The sequence below is a fragment of the Actinomadura chokoriensis genome (assembly GCF_041463665.1).
GTDB classification, from domain to species: Bacteria; Actinomycetota; Actinomycetes; order Streptosporangiales; family Streptosporangiaceae; genus Spirillospora; species Spirillospora chokoriensis_A.
This window is the reverse complement of the sequence record NZ_JAXCEJ010000001.1, coordinates 124332-143395: the sequence shown is the minus strand read 5'-3', so window position 1 is coordinate 143395 and position 19064 is coordinate 124332. Positions and strand designations below refer to the sequence as shown.

Annotated in this window: 16 protein-coding genes; 11 read left to right on the top strand and 5 right to left on the bottom strand. The window is 72.2% G+C overall.

Going from position 1 to position 19064, the window contains the following annotated elements:
• Nucleotides 1–45 precede the first annotated feature (45 nt).
• Both SM418_RS00680 and fxsT read left to right on the top strand, forming a co-directional pair.
• Nucleotides 46–1242, top strand: a complete 1197-nt coding sequence (locus SM418_RS00680; RefSeq protein WP_371938866.1) for a TIR-like protein FxsC — start codon at nucleotides 46–48, stop codon at nucleotides 1240–1242.
• 16 nt (nucleotides 1243–1258) lie between these two features.
• The gene (gene fxsT / locus SM418_RS00675; protein WP_371938867.1) at nucleotides 1259–5185 is read left to right on the top strand and encodes an FxSxx-COOH system tetratricopeptide repeat protein; all 3927 of its coding nucleotides are present in this window, start codon (nucleotides 1259–1261) and stop codon (nucleotides 5183–5185) included.
• Here fxsT and SM418_RS00670 read toward each other — a convergent pair.
• Nucleotides 5171–6019 (bottom strand): alpha/beta fold hydrolase, encoded by an 849-nt coding sequence (locus tag SM418_RS00670; RefSeq protein ID WP_371966042.1) that lies wholly within the window; start codon nucleotides 6017–6019, stop codon nucleotides 5171–5173. The genes fxsT and SM418_RS00670 overlap by 15 nt on opposite strands.
• Before the next feature lie 211 nt (nucleotides 6020–6230).
• On the bottom strand, nucleotides 6231–6893 hold the full coding sequence (locus SM418_RS00665) for a TetR/AcrR family transcriptional regulator (protein ID WP_371938869.1): 663 nt from the start codon (nucleotides 6891–6893) through the stop codon (nucleotides 6231–6233).
• Nucleotides 6894–7087: 194 nt separating this feature from the next.
• On the opposite strand from SM418_RS00665, the gene SM418_RS00660 reads away from it, so the two are divergent.
• From SM418_RS00660 to SM418_RS00645, 4 genes are read left to right on the top strand one after another with little or no spacing between them, the layout of a single operon-like run.
• Nucleotides 7088–7828: a PIG-L deacetylase family protein gene (locus SM418_RS00660; RefSeq protein ID WP_371938870.1), complete on the top strand. Its 741-nt coding sequence runs from the start codon at nucleotides 7088–7090 to the stop codon at nucleotides 7826–7828.
• On the top strand, nucleotides 7825–8523 hold the full coding sequence (locus tag SM418_RS00655) for a 4-carboxy-4-hydroxy-2-oxoadipate aldolase/oxaloacetate decarboxylase (RefSeq protein WP_371938871.1): 699 nt from the start codon (nucleotides 7825–7827) through the stop codon (nucleotides 8521–8523). Before SM418_RS00660 ends, SM418_RS00655 begins: the two co-directional genes overlap by 4 nt.
• Nucleotides 8520–9563: a 4-oxalomesaconate tautomerase gene (locus SM418_RS00650; protein ID WP_371938872.1), complete on the top strand. Its 1044-nt coding sequence runs from the start codon at nucleotides 8520–8522 to the stop codon at nucleotides 9561–9563. The genes SM418_RS00655 and SM418_RS00650 overlap by 4 nt, the downstream gene beginning before the upstream one ends.
• On the top strand, nucleotides 9560–10507 hold the full coding sequence (locus SM418_RS00645) for a catechol 2,3-dioxygenase (protein WP_371938873.1): 948 nt from the start codon (nucleotides 9560–9562) through the stop codon (nucleotides 10505–10507). The genes SM418_RS00650 and SM418_RS00645 overlap by 4 nt, the downstream gene beginning before the upstream one ends.
• Before the next feature lie 10 nt (nucleotides 10508–10517).
• On the opposite strand, the gene SM418_RS00640 is transcribed toward SM418_RS00645, so the two are convergent.
• Nucleotides 10518–11279, bottom strand: coding sequence for an NAD(P)-dependent oxidoreductase (locus tag SM418_RS00640; protein WP_371938874.1), 762 nt, complete (start codon nucleotides 11277–11279; stop codon nucleotides 10518–10520).
• Nucleotides 11280–11359: 80 nt separating this feature from the next.
• Between SM418_RS00640 and SM418_RS00635 the strand changes: the two genes are divergently transcribed.
• From SM418_RS00635 to bsaP, 4 genes are all read left to right on the top strand, one after another.
• Complete coding sequence (locus SM418_RS00635; protein ID WP_371938875.1) at nucleotides 11360–11992, top strand: GntR family transcriptional regulator; 633 nt, start codon at nucleotides 11360–11362, stop codon at nucleotides 11990–11992.
• 123 nt (nucleotides 11993–12115) lie between these two features.
• Nucleotides 12116–14170, top strand: a complete 2055-nt coding sequence (gene fusA / locus SM418_RS00630) for an elongation factor G (RefSeq protein ID WP_371938876.1) — start codon at nucleotides 12116–12118, stop codon at nucleotides 14168–14170.
• A gap of 181 nt (nucleotides 14171–14351) precedes the next feature.
• The gene (locus SM418_RS00625) at nucleotides 14352–15692 is read left to right on the top strand and encodes an acetyl-CoA carboxylase biotin carboxylase subunit (protein ID WP_371938877.1); all 1341 of its coding nucleotides are present in this window, start codon (nucleotides 14352–14354) and stop codon (nucleotides 15690–15692) included.
• 21 nt (nucleotides 15693–15713) lie between these two features.
• Nucleotides 15714–15911 (top strand): biotin synthase auxiliary protein BsaP, encoded by a 198-nt coding sequence (gene bsaP, locus SM418_RS00620; RefSeq protein ID WP_371938878.1) that lies wholly within the window; start codon nucleotides 15714–15716, stop codon nucleotides 15909–15911.
• Nucleotides 15912–15930: 19 nt separating this feature from the next.
• Here the strand turns inward: bsaP and SM418_RS00615 are convergent, their stop codons facing one another.
• The gene (locus SM418_RS00615; RefSeq protein ID WP_371938879.1) at nucleotides 15931–16449 is read right to left on the bottom strand and encodes a GNAT family N-acetyltransferase; all 519 of its coding nucleotides are present in this window, start codon (nucleotides 16447–16449) and stop codon (nucleotides 15931–15933) included.
• Nucleotides 16450–16585: 136 nt separating this feature from the next.
• On the opposite strand from SM418_RS00615, the gene SM418_RS00610 reads away from it, so the two are divergent.
• Nucleotides 16586–18250 (top strand): carotenoid oxygenase family protein, encoded by a 1665-nt coding sequence (locus SM418_RS00610; protein ID WP_371938880.1) that lies wholly within the window; start codon nucleotides 16586–16588, stop codon nucleotides 18248–18250.
• Here SM418_RS00610 and SM418_RS00605 read toward each other — a convergent pair.
• Entirely contained in the window at nucleotides 18247–19026 is a 780-nt protein-coding gene (locus SM418_RS00605) for a hypothetical protein (protein ID WP_371938881.1), read from the bottom strand. The genes SM418_RS00610 and SM418_RS00605 overlap by 4 nt on opposite strands.
• Between the last annotated feature and the right edge of the window lie 38 nt (nucleotides 19027–19064).

Genomic DNA, 19064 nt, shown 5'->3' with positions numbered 1-19064 from the left:
CCGCCGGTCGCCCCGCTATACATGATGGGATCCGAGGGGAGCCGCATGCCGGGAAGAATTCAAGCGGAGGAGAGGCGCCCGCACTTCTTCCTGAGTTATGCCAGGTCACGCTACCGGCCGGAGGACTCCGACCGCTGGGTCGCCAAGTTCTTCAACGATCTCTGCCACGACATAGGCCAGGCTACGGGCACGCTGAATCCGGGTTTTATGGACAGGCAGATTCCGGTCGGCAGCGAGTGGCCCGATCAGCTGGCCGACGCGCTCGCCAACTGCCGGGTCTTCGTCGCGCTGTTCTCCCCGGGCTACTTCGCCAGTGACTACTGCGGACGGGAATGGGCGGCGTTCCTGAAGCGCTACCACGCGCAGACCGCCGGACTGAACCGCCCGTCCGCGATCATTCCGGCGCTGTGGACCCCGCTGGACATCAAAGAGATCCCCGAGTCGCTGCACACGCTGCAGAACGTCCCGCCGGAGTTCCCGCCCGCCTACGCCACCGAGGGCCTGTACGGGATCATGAAGCTCGGCCGCTACCGCGAGCAGTACAAGGAGACGGTGCTGCGGCTGGCCACGGTCGTCAAGGACCGGGCGGCCGAGTGCGCCCTCGGCTCCAGCCCCGTGCCGACCCTGCAGACCCTGCGGAGCCCGTTCGTCGGCCGGACGCCCGGATCCAAGCGGCCCGCAATCCGGCTCACCCTGGCCGCGCAGTCCATCGACCAGCTGCCGCCCGGACGGGACACCTACTATTACGGCCGGACGCCCCGCGAGTGGACGCCCTTCCGCAGCGAGGACCACACGCTCCCGATCGGTGCGTTCGCCGAGCACATGCTCAGCGAACTCGGCCACCAGTCCATCGTCGAGATCGCGGACGAGCCGCCGCAGGAACCGGTGGACGCGCCCGGTGTCCTGGTCGTCGACCCGTGGACGGTCAAGGACCGAGTCATCGGCAAACGGCTCCGCCAGATCGACCGGGAGCCCATGCACGTCCTGGCCCCGTTCAACTCCGGCGACCCGCAGACGGCCGCTGCCGTCGAGAGGCTGAGCGACGACCTCGCGGAGGTGCTGCCCAACGGGACCGCGCTGAAGGGTTCGGCCGCTTACGTCTCCTCGCCCGGCGCCTTCCGCGAGGCGCTCCCGAAAGTCGTGGCCGAGGCGCTCACGCGGTACCTGAAGACCACCGACGTGCATCCGCCGCAGACTCCGCCGTCGATGCCCCGACCTACACTCCGCGATCCGGAGTCCTGAGGCGAGGAGAACTCCCATGACGAACACCGGAACGATCGTCACCTTCTACTCCTACAAGGGCGGCACCGGGCGGACGACAGCGCTCGCCAACGTCGCCTGGATCATGGCCATGGCCGGGCAGAAGGTGCTGGTCATCGACTGGGACCTGGAGTCGCCGGGGCTGCACAAGTTCTTCCATCCGTTTCTGGACCAGAACATCGTGGCCTCCACGCCCGGCGTGATCGACATGCTCGACGAGTACTCGTGGGCGACGACGAGCAAGCACGACGGCGACGAACGGGAATGGCACCGCGAGTACGCGAGGGTCCTGCGGCACGCGGTGACACTGGAGTGGGAGTTTCCTGGCGAGGGGACGCTCGACTTCATTTCGGCGGGACGGCAGAACCGGAACTACTCCTCGCTCACCCGCACCCTGGATTGGGACAACTTCTACGGCAGGCTCGGCGGCGGGCAGTTCTTCGACGCGCTCCGCGACGACATGCGGCGGCACTACGACTACGTCCTCATCGACAGCCGCACCGGTTACAGCGACATCGCCGACATCTGCACCCTGCACTTTCCGGACGTCCTGGTCGACTGTTTCACGCTCAGCGACCAGAGCATCGACGGCGCCGCCGACATCGCGATGAACATCGACGAGCGCGAACATGTGCGGCCCATCCGGATCCTCCCGGTCCCGATGCGCATCGACTTCGGCGAGAACGCGAAGGTCGAGGCGGGCAGGGCCTACGCCAGGGCGCGCTTCGACCGCTTCCCTCGCGGCATGTCCCGGCAGGAGGCGAACAGTTACTGGCTGTCCATCGAGATCCCGTACCGGCCCTACTACGCCTTCGAGGAGACCCTCGCCACGTTCGGGGATGCGCCGGGCTCCCCCAACTCGATGCTCGCGGCCTTCGAACGGCTCACGAAAGTGATCACCGGCGGCCGGGTCGCCGAGTACGTCCCCATCGACGAGGAACTGCGCCTCGCCACCCTCGAACGGTTCACCCGGCGCGGCCCCACGGAGATCTCCGACGTCTTCATCGGCTACGTTTCCGCGGACCGGCCATGGGTCGACTGGATGGCGCTCGTGCTGGGCCGCGCGGGATTCCGCGTCGTCGCCCGCAGCGTCGACTCGGGCCCGTCCGAGTTGGCCGGCGAGGACACCGGTGAGCCCGGCGGGCACGCGATCGTGCTGCTCTCGCCCGACTCGGTGAACTCGGCGCAGGCGCTGCGGGCGTGGGAGTCGCTCGCCAGCCGCACCGCGTCCCCGCACCGCCGGCTCACCACCGTCCGGGTGCAGGACGCCTCGCTGCGGACGGCCTTCAACGGGCCGCTGCCGCTCGATCTCACGGGGCTCGGGGAGCGCGCCGGCGCCGAGGCGCTCGTCCGGGCCCTCGGGCGCCCCGGCTACACCTTCGACCATCCGACCGAGCATTCGCGGCTCGGGCCGCGCTATCCCGGCTCCGCGCGGACGGCTCCGGAGATCTGGAACGCCGATCGGCGCAACGCCGTGTTCACCGGCAGGGGCGGGCTCCTGGAGGAACTACGCGACGAACTGCTCGGCACCAGCCAGGGGATCGTCACCCCGCAGGCGCTGCACGGTCTCGGTGGCGTCGGCAAGACGCAGGTCGCGCTGGAGTACGTGCACCGCTTCAAGGCCGACTACGACCTCGTGTGGTGGATCAGCGCCCAGTCCGCCGACTCGATCCGGGTGGCGCTGGCCAACCTGGCCGAGCAGATCGGGCTGCGGGTCGGCGACAACACCGCGGACGCCGCCAACGCGGCGCTGGAGGCGCTGCGCCGCGGTGAGCCGATGTCCCGCTGGCTGCTGGTCTACGACAACGCCGACAATCCGAGCCAGCTCGCGCCCTACCTGCCGGGAGGCGACGGACACGTGATCATCACGTCCCGGGATCCGGCATGGACGCAGCTGGCCAACCCGCTCGCCGTGGACGTGTTCACCGAGGAGGAGGCCGCCGCGCACCTGGTCCGCCGGGTGCCGGAGATCTCCGAGGAGAACGCGCGCAAGATCGGGACGGCGCTCGGTTACCTGCCGCTCGCGATCGAGCAGGCCGCGGCCTGGCTCGCCTCCACGTTCATGCCGGCGGGCGAGTACCTGGAGGCGCTGGAGAGCGAGACCGCCTCCACGCTCGAGCGGAGCGCGGAGAGCTTTCCGCAGTCGGTGGCCATGACGTGGAGCGTCACCTTCCGGCAGTTGCGCGAGGCGTCCCCGGCCGCGGCACGGCTGCTGGAACTGCTCGCCTTCTTCTCCTCCGAGCCGATCTCGCTCGACCTGGTCTACAGCGACGAGATGGCCGGGCTCCTCGCCGCCTACGACGAGACGCTGCGCGACAAGCTGGTGATCGGGCAGCACGTCCGGGAGATCAGCCGGTTCGCGCTGGCGAAGGTCGACCAGGGCAACAACTCCATCCAGGTGCATCCGCTGGTCCAGGCCGTCATCCGGCACTGGCTGGACCCGGAGCTGGTGGAGCGGACGCGGCACGACGTCCACAAGATCCTTCTCGGCGCGCGGCCGAAGCACGGCGACACCGACGACCCGGAGAACTGGCCGAGCCTGGAGGAGATCCTTCCGCATGTGCGGCCGTCCGCCGCGGCGCAGTGCGACGACGAGAACGTCCGGCAGATGCTCACCGACCTCGTCCGGTACCAGTGGAAGCGCGGCGTGTTCGACAGCGCGATGGCGGCGGGGCGGGAGCTGACCGCCGAGTGGAGCGGCAAGCTCGGCCGCGACCACTGGCAGTGGCTGTTCCTGCAGTCGCAGATCGCCAATGTGCTGCGGTCGATGGGCGACTATCAGGAGGCCTACGACCTGGACCGGGAGGTGCTGGGGCTGCAACGTGGTTCGCCGTCGATCGGGCCGACGCACCCGCACACGCTCATCACGGCGGGCAACCTGGCGGCGGACATGCGAGCGATGGGGGAGTACCGGGAGGCCCTGGCGCTGGACCTGCACACCTACGAGCAGTCGGCCATCCCGTGGGGGGAGGACCATCCGCGGACGTTGATGATCGCGCACAACCTGGCGATCGACTACCGGCTTACGGGCGACTGGGAGAGCGCGTACCGCTACGACAAGGAGACGCTGGACCAGCGCCGCGTCCAGCTCGGGGACGACCACCCCTACACGCTGTTCTCAGAGGCGAACCTGGCCCGCGATCTGCGCGAGGCGGGGCGTTTCGACGAGTCCGTCGCCGTCCTCCGCGACGTCTACCGGCGGTACCTGGAGGTCCTCGGCGACCAGATCCTCGACACGCTGCGGACCGGCAAGAGTCTCGCGGTCTCGCTGCGCCGTGCCGGGCTCCGGGAGGAAGCGCTCGCGCTCGCCGAGGACGTCCACGCGCGGTATCAGCGGCACTTCCCCGAATCGCCGGACACACTGCCCGCCGACCTGGAGGTCGCAGCCTGCATGGGGGAGATGGGCGATCTGGTCGGGGCCCGCGACCGCACCCGCGCGGCGCTCGCCAAGCACCGCGGGGAGATGGGCGACGACCATCCCTACACCGTGATGATCGCGAACAATCTGGGTTGTCAGCTGCGCCGCACCGGGGAGCTGGACGAGGCGTGCGCGCTCACCGCGGAGGCAGCCTCCCGCCTCGCCCCGATGCTCGGCCGTGCCCACCCGTTCGCGCTGCTCGCCGCAGTCAACCACGCCAACGCCCTCGGCGACGCCGAGTCCTTCACGGAGGCCGAGGAACTCGGACGGGACGCGCTGAAGCGGCTGGCGCGGATCCTGGGGGAAGAGCACGCGGACACGCTCGTCGCCCGGGCCGGGCTGGCGGTCACACTGGCCGCCATGGGACGGGTGTCGGAGGCCCAGGAGCTGCGCGACCGGGCCGCGACCGGGCTGCTCGTCCTCGCCGAGCAGCATCCGCATCCGCTCGTCCAGGAGGTGCGGGACGGCCTGCGCATCGACCGCGACCTGGAGCTACAGCCGCTCTGAGGGCCGCGCGGCGGGCCGGCTGAGCCATGCCAGCACGTCCGGGAGCACGGTGTAGGCGCCGAAGTGCGCCGACCCGGACTGGACGACGATGGTCGAGTTCGGAATGCGGCCGGCCAGCCAGCGGGAGTGCCCGGCGGGGGAGAACGTGTCGTTCGCGCCGTGCCACAGCATGGTCGGGGCGACGATGTCGCCCAGCTCGAAACCCCAGGGTGCGCATAATGCGAGCAGATCGTCGATCCAGCCGTCGGCGGACGTCCGGAACGCCTCGCGGAACGTTTCCAGCAGCATCCTGCGCATGCCCGCCTGGAGGACGACGCAGCGGTCCGACTGCGTCAGTTCTGTGTAGAGGCTCGCGACGTACTGGGCCGGGTTCGCGCGGATCCGGTCGGCGATCGAGTGCAGCCGCGCCGACGCGAGCCGCCCCTGCCCGCGGACGGCCAGGTACTCCCGGGTGTTGGACGGCGCCATCCCCTCGAACCAGTCCAGGCCCTCGGCCTCCGCGGGCGCGAGCCCGACCAGGGCGGCGACGCGGGTGGCGCGGCCCGGCAGCAGCGCCGCGCAGGCGAGCGCGTGCGGGCCGCCGCCGGAGCGGCCGAGGACGGAGAAGTCTTCCAGGTTCAGGAGGTCGGCCAGCAGCCGCACATCGGCGGCGACGTCGGCGACGACGCGGCCGGTCATCCGGTCGGAACGTCCGTAACCCGGCCGGTCGAAGGTGATGAGCCGGATTCCGTGCTGATACAGCACCATCGGCCGCGGAACGGGCCCGAGTCTGCTGCCGGGAGTGCCATGAAGGAGAAAGACCGGAAACCCGTGCGGTACGCCCCATTCCTCCACCGCGATTTCTCGGCCGTCCGGTGCGGACACGACTCTGGTCAAGGCCGTCCTCCGTCCTGGAACCGTGTGTTTGAAAAGGCGTCCATGCCCGCTTTTAACTGGACTTCTCAGGCGCGTCAACCCAGATGTCACGCCTTAATCCGGTGCCCGGATCGCCAGCGTCTTCCACGAAATGCGGTCCCTTCCGGGGCTGGTTTCGCCCGGACCGCCGTCAGCCTGCGGGGGGCCAGCGGTCGGGGGCGTGCAGCCGGCCGAGGAGCATCAGGACCAGTTCGTCGATGACCTCGTCGAGGGTGGCCTCCACCCAGCCGGCGCTCCAGTCGTGCAGGAGGCCGTTGACGCCGCCGATGAAGGCGGTCGCGGCGATCCGGTAGTCGCGGTCGGCGATCTCGCCGCGCTCGGCGGCGGCGGCCGCCTCGGCGCAGAGGAAGTCGACCCAGCGGGCGCGGCGGGTGAGGCGCTGCCGGTCCATCCGCGCGCTGACCCCGACGATCTCGACGAACGCGACCCGGACGCGGGCCGGGTCGGCGGTGATGCCGGCGGCGTAGGCGCGGAAGAGGCGGGCCGTGCGCTCGGCGAGGTCGAGGCCGTCGGCGGACGGGAGCGCGGTGGCGAGCTCGCGCTCGGCCGCGTCGTTGACTTCGAGGTGCAGTTCGGCGAGGAGGTCCTCCAGGGTGCGGAACTCCTCGTAGAACTGGCGGGTGGACAGCCCCGCGGCCTCGCTGAGCGCGGCGACCGTGGTGGCCCGGTAGCCGGGGCCGCGGCCGAACATCTCCAGCCCGGCGTCCAGGAACCTGCGGCGGCGTTCGGCGTGCCGTTCGGCCGCGGATCTGCCCCCGTACCTGCCGGTCGGTCTCGCGCGCCTGCCCGTCACCTCGCTCCTCCCGCCGGTCCGGACGGGCATTTTCCCGCATCCGGGCGTTGCGTCGCACCCCGTGTCCGGCGGGGCCCGCGGTGGGCTCCGGGCCCGCCGGGCGGCGACGTGGAACCTCCTGCGCCGCGCCGGGCGGCTGATGTTGTCCGCAGAATTGTTGACAATTTGGGTTACAAGGCGGAGAGTACGGGACCATGAGTACTTCTGCCTCCCCCAACCCCCTGCTCGTCGTCAGCGCCCACGCCGGCGACTTCGTCTGGCGCGCCGCCGGCGCGATAGCCCTGGCCACCTCGCGCGGCGACCGCGCCAAGGTGGTGTGCCTGAGCTACGGAGAGCGCGGCGAGTCCGCCCGCGCCTGGCGCGAGGGCAAGCAGCTGGACGAGATCAAGAAGCTGCGGCGGGGCGAGGCCGAGGCCGCCGCGGCCGCGCTGGGCGCCGAGATCGAGTTCCTGGACGCCGGCGACTACCCGCTGGTGGAGTCGCACGAGCTGGTCGACCGGCTCGTCCGGATCTACCGGGACGTCGAGCCGGCCGTCGTCCTGACGCACACCCTCGCCGACCCCTACAACGGCGACCACCCCGCGGCGGCGCGGATGGCGCTGCAGGCGCGGGTCCTCGCGCAGGCCATCGGCTACGACGCGCCCGGCGAGCCGCTCGGTGCGCCGCCGGTGTTCTTCTTCGAGCCGCACCAGCCGGAACAGTGCGAGTTCAAGCCGGACGTGCTGCTCGACATCACCTCGGTGTTCGACAAGAAGCGCGCGGCGATGGAGTGCCTGCCCGCGCAGGTCCACATGTGGGACTACTACACCGACCTGGCCAAGCGGCGGGGCGTGCAGCTGAAGCGCAACGCGGGCCCGAACCTCGGCCTGCAGCACGACACCCGCGCCGAGGCGTTCGTCCGGCTGTACCCGCAGACCACCGCGGAGCTGTCATGAGGACGGTCGTCGTCACGAACCCGCCGCGCGCCGACGCCGCCGCGGTGGACGCCCTCGCCGGATACGGCGTCGCCACCGTCCACGAGGCCATGGGGCGCACCGGGTACCTCGGCCCGTCCATCCGGCCGGTGCACCTGGGCGCGTCCGTCGCCGGGACGGCGGTGACCGTCCTGTCGTGGCCGGGCGACAACCTGATGATCCATGTCGCGGTCGAGCAGTGCCGTCCCGGGGACGTGCTGGTGGTCACCACCACGTCCCCGTCCACCGACGGCATGTTCGGCGAGCTGTTCGCGACCGCGCTCCAGTACCGCGGCGTGCGCGGGCTCGTCATCGACGCGGGCGTGCGGGACGTCGCGGAACTGCACGCGATGGGCTTCCCGGCCTGGTCGGCGGCCGTCAGCGCGCAGGGCACGGTGAAGGCCACTCCGGGCGCGGTGAACGTGCCGGTGACGATCGGCGGGCAGCTCATCCGGCCGGGAGACGTGATCCTCGCCGACGATGACGGGGTCGTCCGCGTCGAGCGCGAGGCGGCGGCCACGGCGGTGCAGGCCGCGCGGGCCCGCGAGGAGAAGGAGGCCGCGACCCGCGCCGCGTTCCAGCAGGGCGAGCTCGGCCTCGACCGGTACGGTCTGCGGCCCCGGCTCGCCGAGATGGGCATCGAGTACGTCGACTACGCGGAGTACGAGGGCTCATGACCGGTGTCCGCTGCATGCTGATGCGGGGCGGCACGTCCAAGGGCGCGTACTTCCTCGCCGAGGACCTGCCGTCCGATCCGGCCGAGCGCGACGACCTGCTGCTGCGGATCATGGGCGCCCCCGACCCGCGGCAGATCGACGGGATCGGCGGCGCGCACCCGCTGACCAGCAAGGTCGCGATCGTGTCGCCGTCCGCCGACGACTCGGCCGACGTCGACTACCTGTTCCTGCAACTCGGCGTGGAGGAGCCGACCGTCTCCGACCGGCAGAACTGCGGGAACCTGCTCGCCGGCGTCGGGCCGTTCGCCGTCGAGCGGGGTCTCGTGCCGGCGGGCCCGGGCGGGACGAGCGTCCGCATCAGGATGCTGAACACCGGCAGCGTCGCCACCGCGACGTTCCCGACGCCGGGCGGCGGCCTCGACTACGACGGCGAGACCGCCGTCTCCGGCGTGCCGGGCACGGCGGCGCGGATCGACCTGGACTTCGCGGGCACGGAAGGCTCGACCTGCGGGGCGCTGCTGCCGACCGGCCGGCTCCGCGACGTGATCGACGGCATCGAGGTCACCTGCGTCGACAACGGCATGCCGGTCGTGGTCGCCGCCGCGTCCGACTTCGGCGTCACCGGCTACGAGACCGACCTGTCCGCGCTGCGGGACCGCGTCCAGTCGCTGCGGCTGCGGGCGGGGGAGCTGATGGGGCTCGGCGACGTCTCGGCCGCCTCGGTGCCGAAGACCACCCTCGTCGCGCCGCCCCGCGACGGCGGGATGATCTGCACCCGCACGTTCATCCCGCTGCGCATGCACACCTCGATCGGCGTCCTCGGCGCCGTCAGCGTCGCCACCGCGCTGCTGATCGACGGGGCCGTGGGACACGACCTCGCCGAGATCCCGCCGCCGGGAACCCCCATGAGCATCGAGCACCCGACCGGCCGCCTGGACGTGGTGGTCGAGCTCGACGGCACGACCGTCCGGCGGTCCAGCATCGTCCGGACGGCGCGCAAACTCTTCGACGGAACCGTCTTCCCACGGAGCAGGCCATGACCATCAAGCACGAGATCGCGCACGTCGCCAACGTCGAGCTGCTGACGCCCGAGCCGGACAAGAGCCTGTGGTTCTTCACCCGGATCATGGGCCTCACCGAGGTCGGCGCCGAGGGAGACTCGGTGTACCTGCGGACGTGGGACGACTACGAGCGCCACACCCTCAAGCTCACCGCGCACGGCACGTCCGGCATCCGGCGGACCGGGCTGCGCGCGTCCTCGCAGGAGGCCCTCGACCGGCGCGTCCGGGCGATCGAGGACGCGGGGCTCGGCGTCGGCTGGCGGGACGGCGACCCCGGGATCGGCCCGACCTACGTGTTCCGCGACCCCGACGGCCACGAGCTGGAGATCTACTGGGAGTCGGAGTGGTACGAGGCGCCGCCGGAGCTGGCGCCGTCGCTGAAGAACCAGGCGCAGGCGTACCCGGCGCTCGGCGTGTGCGTCCGCCGCCTCGACCACGTCAACTTCCTGGCCGCCGACGTCGAGCCGAGCAGCGACTTCGTCCGGAACGTCCTCGGCGCGCACGCCACCGAGCAGATCCAGCTGGACGACGGCGCCATCGGCGCACGGTGGCTGACCTTCACCAACAAGTCCTACGACCTCGTCTACACGCGGGACTGGACGGGCAGCAACGGCCGCCTGCACCACATCGCGTTCGCGACCGACACCCGCGAGGACATCCTCCGCGCCGCCGACATCTTCCTCGACAACGACGTCTTCATCGAGACGGGTCCGCACAAGCACGCCATCCAGCAGACGTTCTTCCTCTACGTCTACGAGCCGGGCGGCAACCGGATCGAGCTGTGCAACCCGGTGGCCCGCCTCATCCTGGCGCCCGACTGGAAGACGATCACCTGGACGGAGGCGGAGCGCGCGAAGGGCCAGGCGTGGGGCCTGAAGACGATCGAGTCGTTCCACACCCATGGCACCCCGCCGGTCGGGTAGCCGGGGCCGCTCAGCCGGACAGGCGCCGCAGCAGGTCGCGGCTCGCGGCCGCCATCGCGGGCGGGACGTCCAGCTCGTCCAGCATGGTGGCCGCGGCCTCCATCTCGGCGGCGCGCCGGACGGCGTGCTTGTAGGTGCCGCTGACGAGCCGGTCCACGGTGTGCTCGCCGGCCGCGACGAGCTCCTCGACGATGTTCGCGCGGAGCCAGTCCTCGCAGCCGGCCGCCCGCGCGGCTTCGAGGGCCTCGACGACCGACCCGGCGAGGCCCTTGAAGAACACGCTGCGGAGCAGCTTGCGCTCCGCGGCGAGGCCGGCCGCCCCGTCCATCACCTGGACGCCGGCGCCGAGCGGGCCGAGGACGGCGGCGACGTCGCGGGCGCCGTCCCCGCTGACCAGCAGCGGTGTGCGGAGCCCGCGTCCCGGCACCGGGGCCATGATCGCCACATCGGCGAACCGGACGCCGCTCCGCCTCGCGATGGCGTCGAGTTCGCGCTTCAGGCCGGGGGAGCCGGTGTTCAGGTCGGCCCAGACGACGCCGTCGCCGACCGCCTCGGCGCCGGCCTCGAGCGCCGCGACGGCGTCATGCGCGCTGTTGACGCTCAGCACGAGATCGGCCCCGGTCACGGCGTCGGCCTCGCTCGCGCAGGCGGTCATCCCGTCCGGCACGGGCACGGCGGGGTCGTAGCCGCGCACGGCGGCGCCCGCCGCGACGAGGTCGGCCGCGATCGCACCGCCCGCCTCACCCAGTCCCAGCACCGCGATGGCCGGCATGCCGCTCTCCTCCCTGACGAGACGTCCTGCTCCGGCTACCCTAGATCAGCGACAAAAATGGCGACAATCCGGGAGTGCCCGTGAGCGACGTGGTGGACGGGATCCGCGAGGCGATCCTGAGCGGCGAGTTCGTCCCGAACCAGCGGCTGATCGAGGCGGACCTGTCCGAGCAGTTCGCCGCGAGCCGCGCCAGCGTCCGCGCGGCCCTCGCCGAACTGGCCAACGAGGGGCTCATCGAGCGCGTGCAGAACCGCGGCGCCCGCGTCCGCGCCGTCTCCCTCACCGAGGCGGTCGAGATCTCCGAGGTCCGGATGGTGATCGAGGGCCTGTGCGCGGCGAAGGCCGCCGCCCGCGCGACCGGCGCCGACACCGCCGAACTGCGGGAGATCGGCGCCGACATGCGCGCCGCGGTCGCCTCCGGCGACGTGCTCGGCTACTCGCGGCTGAACGAGCGCCTGCACCGCCGCATCCGCGAGATCAGCGGCCAGAAGACGGCATCGGACGTCCTCGAACGGCTCCGCGCGCAGAACGTCCGCCACCAGTTCCGGCTGGCCATGCACCCGGGCCGGCCGCAGACGTCCCTGCCGCAGCACCTCGACATCATCGACGCGATCGTCGCCGGCGACGCGGACGCCGCCGAGCGGGCGGCGCGGGCGCACCTGCGCAGCGTCATCGACACCCTCCCGGAGGTCGACCGCCGCCTCACCCCCTGACCCGGAAGATCCAGCCCGGAAAACCCTTCGCGCTCGCCCCTTTCCGGGGGTTACCGTCGCGGTTGCCGCAAACCGACGATCTTGTCCCGCGGCGGTCGTCATCGAGCGAGAAGGAGGATCCCGATGACAGCCACGACCCTCGCCCTCGCCAAGGTCCGCAACATCGGGATCATGGCGCACATCGACGCCGGCAAGACGACGACAGCCGAGCGGATCCTGTTCTTCACCGGCGTCTCCCACCGGATCGGCGACGTCCACGACGGCGACACCGCGCTCGACTTCCTGAAACAGGAGCGCGAGCGGGGCATCACGATCACGTCCGCCGCGACGACGTGCCGCTGGGCCGGCCACACGATCAACCTCATCGACACGCCGGGCCACGTCGACTTCACCATCGAGGTCGAGCGATGCCTGCGCGTGCTCGACGGGGCCGTGGCCGTGTTCGACGGCGTCGCGGGCGTCGAGCCGCAGTCGGAGACGGTGTGGCGGCAGGCCGACCGGTACGGCGTGCCGCGCGTCTGCTTCGTCAACAAGCTCGATCGCGCCGGCGCCGACTACCACCGGTGCGTGGACATGATCCGCGAGCGGCTCGGGGCCGTCCCGCTGGTCGTGCAGCTGCCGATCGGATCCGAGGCCGGGTTCGAAGGCGTCGTCGACCTCGTCTCCATGCGGGCGCACGTCTGGACGGACGGGCGCCACTCGGTGGTGGACGTCCCGCCCGGCCTCGCCGAGGAAGCCCGGCGATGGCGGCGCACGCTCGTCGAGACGGTCGCCGAGCATGACGAGGACAGCATGACCCGGTACCTGAGCAGCGCGGACCTGAGCAGCGCGGACCTGAGCAGCGCGGACCCGGACGGCGGGCAGCCGTCCGAGGAGGAGCTGCACGCGGCGATCCGCCGGCTGACGGTCACGTCGGCCGCCACCCCGGTGCTGTGCGGCAGCGCGTTCAAGAACAAGGGCGTCCAGCCCCTCCTGGACGCGGTCGTGCGGTACCTGCCGTCACCCCTGGACGTCCAGGACGTGTCGGACGAGGAGCCGCTGTCGGCGCTCGCGTTCAAGGTCATGGCCGACCGCCACCTGGCCCGGTTCACCTTCGTCCGGATCTACTCCGGACGCCTGGTGTCGGGCGCCGCGGTGCTGAACAGCGTGAAGGAGCGGAAGGAGCGGATCGGCAAGATCTACCGCGTCCACGCGGACAAGCGGGTGGAGATCGAGTCGGCGGGCGCGGGCGACATCGTCGCCGTCATGGGCCTGAAGCAGACCACCACCGGCGAGACGCTGTGCGACCCCGCGCATCCGGTGGTCCTCGAGTCCATGGACTTCCCGGCCCCGGTCATCGAGGTCGCGATCGAGCCGAGGTCCAGGGGCGACGTGGAGAAGCTGGGCGCGGCCGTCCACCGCATGTCGGAGGAGGACCCGTCCCTCCACGTCCGTCAGGAGAACGGGCAGACCGTCATCGGCGGCATGGGCGAGCTCCACCTGGAGATCCTCGTCGACCGCCTGAAGGAGAGGTTCCATGTCGAGGCCAACGTGGGCCGTCCCCGCGTCGCCTACCGAGAGACCGTCCGGCGGGCGGTCGAGCGGGTCGACCTGACGCACCGGAAGCAGACGGGAGGCAAGGGCCAGTACGCGAAGGTGCGGATCTCCCTCGAACCCATCGGGGCCGGGTACGAGTTCGTCAACCGGGTCACCGGCGGGCGGATCCCGAAGGAGTTCATCCCGTCCGTGGACGCGGGCTGCCAGGAGGCGATGCAGGCCGGCGTCCTCGCGGGCTTCGAGATGACGGGCGTGCGGGTCGTCCTCGCCGACGGCGACTTCCACCCCGTCGACTCGTCCGAGCTCGCCTTCAAGATCGCCGGTTCGATGGCGTTCAAGGAGGCGGTCCGGCGCGCGTCCCCGGTGCTGCTCGAACCGGTGATGACCGTCGAGGTCACCACCCCCGAGGAGTACCTGGGCGCGGTCATCGGCGACCTCAACGGCCGCCGGGGCCGGGTCGAGGGGACGGGTGAGCGCACCGGCGCGTGGGTCGTCCAGGCCCTCGTCCCGCTGGCGGAGATGTTCGGCTACGTCGGAGATCTGCGCGGCATGACGTCCGGCCGGGGCGTCTTCACGATGCGGTTCGCCGAGCACGCCGAGGTGCCGGCCGCCGTGGCGAAGAAGATCATCGCGGAGGGCTGAACCCGGGGCCGGGGCCGGGGCCGCACGCGACCGTGCGGCCCCGGTCAGCTCGACCGCGGGCCGAGAACCACCCGGACGCGCACCACCACTGCCGCGATTGAGAACGAGCGGATGCCAATCGGCACTAGTCTCTGCCGGGACGGGACGCCCGGTCCCGACCGTCCGCGAAGGGGAGTCCGCAGTGTTCGAGTCCGTGCTCGTGGCGGACCGCGGGGAGACCGCCGGCCGGATCCTGCACACCGCCCGCGCGATGGGCGTCAAGGCCATCGCCGTGTACTCCGAGGCCGACGCCGACCTGCCGTTCGTCGCCGAGGCGGACGAGGCCGTCCTCATCGGCCCCGCCGACCCGGCCCGCAGCTACCGCGACGCCGCCGCGATCCTGGAGGCCGCGCACCGCACCAACGCGCGGGCCGTCCACCCCGGCCGCGGCCTCCTCGCGGAGAGCGCCACGTTCGCCCGGCGGGTCGCGGGAAGCGAGCTGATCTGGATCGGCCCGCCGCCGCTCGCCATGGCCCGGATGAGCGACAAGGTCAATGCCCGGAACCTGATGAAGGAGGCGGGCGTCCCGGTCGCGCCCGGCGTGTGGGAGCCCGTCCCGGACGCGGACACGGCGGTCGAGGAGGCCGAGCGCGTCGGGTATCCCGTGATGGTGAAGCCCGCCGGGGGCCGTGGCGGCATCGGCCTTGGCCCCGCGTACGACGAGCCTTCCGTCCGCAGGGCCTACGAGACGGCCCGCGCCGCCGCCGAACGCTTCACCGGGCGGGCCGACGTCCTCCTCGAACGGTACGTGGAGGGCGCCCGGCACGTCGAGGTGCAGATCCTCGGGCTCGCCGACGGCGCGATCATCCCGCTCGGCGAGCGGGACTGCTCCGTCCAGCGCCGCCACCAGAAGCTCGTCGCGGAGACTCCGTCGCCCGGCGTCACCGGGGCCCTCCGCGACCGCCTGCTGGCCGCCGCCGTCCGGGCGGGCGAGACGGTCGGGCACCGGGGCGCAGGCACCGTCGAGTTCCTCGTCGACCCCGCCGCGCAGGACTTCTCCTTCCTGGAGATGAGCACCTGCCTGCCCGCCGAGCAGGCCGTCACCGAGATGGCCACCGGCATCGACCTCGTCGAGCAGCAGTTCCGCATCGCCGCCGGCGAGCCCGTGTGGTTCACGGCCGCGGCGCCGCGCGGCCACGCCATCGAGTTCCGCGTCCACGCCGAGGACCCGTGGCGGTTCCTCCCGGGCTCCGGCGAGATCGAGGTGTGGGAGGAGCCCGTCGGCGACGGCATCCGCATCGACGCCGGCTACGCCGAGGGCAACACCGTCACCCTCCACTACGATCCGCTGCTCGCCAAGCTGTGCGTCCACGGCGACGACCGCGCCCACGCGCTCGCCCGAGCCCGCGCGGCCGTCGACGCGTTCCACATCGAGGGGCCGCCGACGAACCTGCCCTTCCTGCGCGAACTGCTCGACCGCCCCGAGTTCGCCGACGGAACCTACGACACCGGGATCATCGCCCGCATGCGCGCCCCCCGCTGACGGGCGTCATAGGGTGGGGCCGTGTACTGCGACCGCTGCGGCGAGCCCGCCGCCCAGGGCGACCACGCCGCCTGCCGCGCCGCCCGCGAGCTGGAACCGCCGCGCTACTGCGCGCACTGCCGCCGCCGCATGATCGTCCAGGTGACCCCGCTCGGCTGGACGGCCCGCTGCGCCGAGCACGGCGCCCTGGACGCCGCCTCCGGCCCGGCCGCCTCCTAGAACGCGAGCGCGTGGCCTTTCAGAACGCGAGCGCGTAGGTCAGCAGGTCCACGCCCGGGACGGGCGCCCAGTCCCGCTCGGGGGTGCGGACGAACCCCATCCGCTCGTACAGCCGGTGGGCGGCGCCCATGTTGCGCTGCGTCGAGAGCCGCAGGCCACGGAGCCCGGCGGCCCGCGCACGCTCGGCGCAGGCCCGCACCATGGCGCGGCCCACGCCCTCTCCCCGTGCCTTCTCCCGGACGGCGAGCATCCGGAACTCGGCCTCGTCCGGCCCGGCCAGCTCCGCGTACGGGCTGCCGGGCGGGCAGTACGCGACGGCCCCGGCGACCTCGCCCGCGACCTCGGCCACGAGCAGCACCGCCTTGGCCGCGCGGTCGGCGGCGTTCCGCAGCGTCGCCACGTACGACGACTCCGGCGAGACCAGCCCGCCGTGCACGTACACCTCGACGGTCAGGTCTCCGACCAGCTCGTACTCCTCGGGCCGCGCCGTCCGCACGACCACCCTGCCGGACACCGGCGGTCCGTCCACCATGCGCATCGGGTACTTCTCCAGCCCGTCGTCGCCACGACCAGCGGCCGCGCCGGACCAAGATACCCGACGGGGCCCGCGGGGCCTTGACGGTGCCGTGCGCCGCCCTGTTTATTGACGTCAAGTCAATAACCCTGGAGGGCTGATGCCGGTTCCTCGCTCCATCCTCGGCAAGCAGGACATCACCGACATGGACCTGGAGGTCGTCGCCGGAGCCTGGCCGGACGACGTCCGCGGCCACTACGTCGTCAGCACCTCCGACCAGCGGACCCGCCCCCGGCACGCGTTCTTCGGCGACGGGATCATCGCGCGGATGCCGCTCCGCCCCGGCCCGGACGGGCGCTTCCCGTGGCGCGCCCGCGTGATCGACACCCCGTCGGTCCGGCTGCGCGGCAAGCGGCCCGACCTGTTCAACGCCGGGGCGGTCGGCACCGACTCGCCCTGGGGGTTCGTCAACGCCGCCAACACCGCGCCGCTGCCGTGGGGCGACCGCCTCTTCGCCACCTGGGACGCCGGGCGCCCCGTCGAGGTCGACCCGGTCACGCTGGAGTTCGTCGCCGAGGTCGGGCACCGCGACGGCTGGAAGCCCGCCATGGACCACGCCGTCCTGCCGCTCGTCTCCACCACCGCGCACCCCGTGATCGACCCCGAGCGCGGCTGCCTGTGGAGCGTCAGCCGCGACGTGCTGTCCGGCGCCGTCTCGGTCGTCCGCTACGACGGGAGCGGTACCCGCGTCCAGCGCTGGGACGTCGAGAACGCCGCGCTGCCGCAGGCCACGCACACCATCACGCAGACCCGAGACTGGCTGGTCCTGGCCGACACCGCCTACAAGATCGAGGTCGACGAGATCTTCGGCGGGGACCGGACCGCCCCCAACAACCCGGACGGTCCCGTCCTGCTGATCCGCAAGGACGACCTGGTCCCCGGGCGGGGCACCGTCACGTGCACCGAGTTCCGCCTCGCGCCCGAGGTCAACCACTTCTACGCGGGCTACGACGACTCCGCCGGCATCCAGGTCGTCATGGAGCACAGCGAAGGCGTAGACATCGGGATGTACCTGCGCGAGGACGACATCGACGCGCACGGCCGCCCGGTCGACCCGGCCCTGCGCGGCATGTACAGCCACGGCATGACGCCCGCGCTCACGACCGTCATGCAGTTCGACCCGGAGACCGGCCGGATCCTGGAACTCGCCCGTGCCCGCGACCCCGAACGGTGGTGGCAGGCCGAGCTGTCCGCCATCGACTGGAGCTTCGAAGGGCAGACCGCCCCGACCCGGCACCACCTCATCTACCTCGGATTCCACCCGGAGGCGATCAACCAGCGGGCGATGCGCAACTACGAGGGCCGGATCGACCCGTCCCTGTTCCCGGCGGAGGAGACCCCGGCCGTCCTGGTGAGCCACGACCGCGAGGACCTCAAGGCCCTGTCGGAGTGGACGTTCGCCCTGGACGACTACCCGACCTCGCCGTCCTTCGTCCCGCGCGGGCACGGCACGAGCCGCTACGCGGGCGCCGAACCGGGCGGGCATGAGGGCTACCTGGTCGTGGCCGTCCACAACGACGACCGGTTCCGCGTCGAACTCTTCGACGCCGCCGACGTCGGACGGGGGCCCGTCGCCGTCCTCGCGCCGCCGAACGGGACGACGGTGCCGTTCCTGATCCACTCCGCGTGGATGCCGGAGGCGGTTCCGGCGCCGGACGTCGAACGTCTCCGCTTCGCCGACGACCTGGACGCGCGCCTGGACAAGATGGACCCGGAGCTGGCCGCGACCGCCCGGCAGGTCGCCGAGGAACTGGACGCCCGCTAGCCCAGGTCCCGGCAGGACGTCTCGCCGGGGAGCAGGGGCCGGAGGCGGACGGAGTAGGTCTTCCCCCGGCTGCGCCAGGCGGTGCCCGGTTCGGTGTCGGGCACCTTCCTGGACGGCGCCAGGGTGCAGATGCCTCCGGCCGCCCGTTCCCCGTCGCCGAGCGGCTCCAGCGGCCACTTCCGGACGGCGCCGCTCCCGGCCGCCTCTCCGGCGAGGACCGCGGTCTTCGCGGGCGTGTACGGTCCGGGCTTCGCCGACTGGTCGGACGCGGGCCAGCCGGCGGGCTCCAGCCTCTTCAGGAAGCCGGCCTCAGGGCCGGCCTGCGACTCCGCCTGGACGATCCGGGTCGTCGCCCCGCCCATGGTGACCACGGTGGTGATCGCGTCGGCGATCGTGCCGGCGCCGACCGTGTGCGAACGGTCGAGGCCCGCCGTGCGCGCCTCGTCCAGGAGGCGCCGCGACGCGTCCGGTTTCAGGCGGTACTCGGTCAGCCGGCCCTGGGACGCGGCCACCGCCCGTCCGGTGGAGTAGAGGGAGAACTCGGGCACGCTTCCGGGGCCGCCGATGCCGGCGATGCCTCCGGTCTTCCGCCAGCGCAGAACGAGCTTCTCCTTGGCGGGGGTGTCCTCGGTGGGCGACGTCGGTGCGGACTGCGGGGGGCGCGTGGAGGGCCCGGCCTCGACGGAGCCGTCGCCGCAGGCGGCGGCCGCGCAGGCGGTCAGCGCCGCGCAGGCGAGAGCCGGCGCCCAGCGGGAGCGTGTGTACGGACCGGCCATGGAGCTTCGACGCCCCGCCCGGCCCTCGGGTTCCGCCG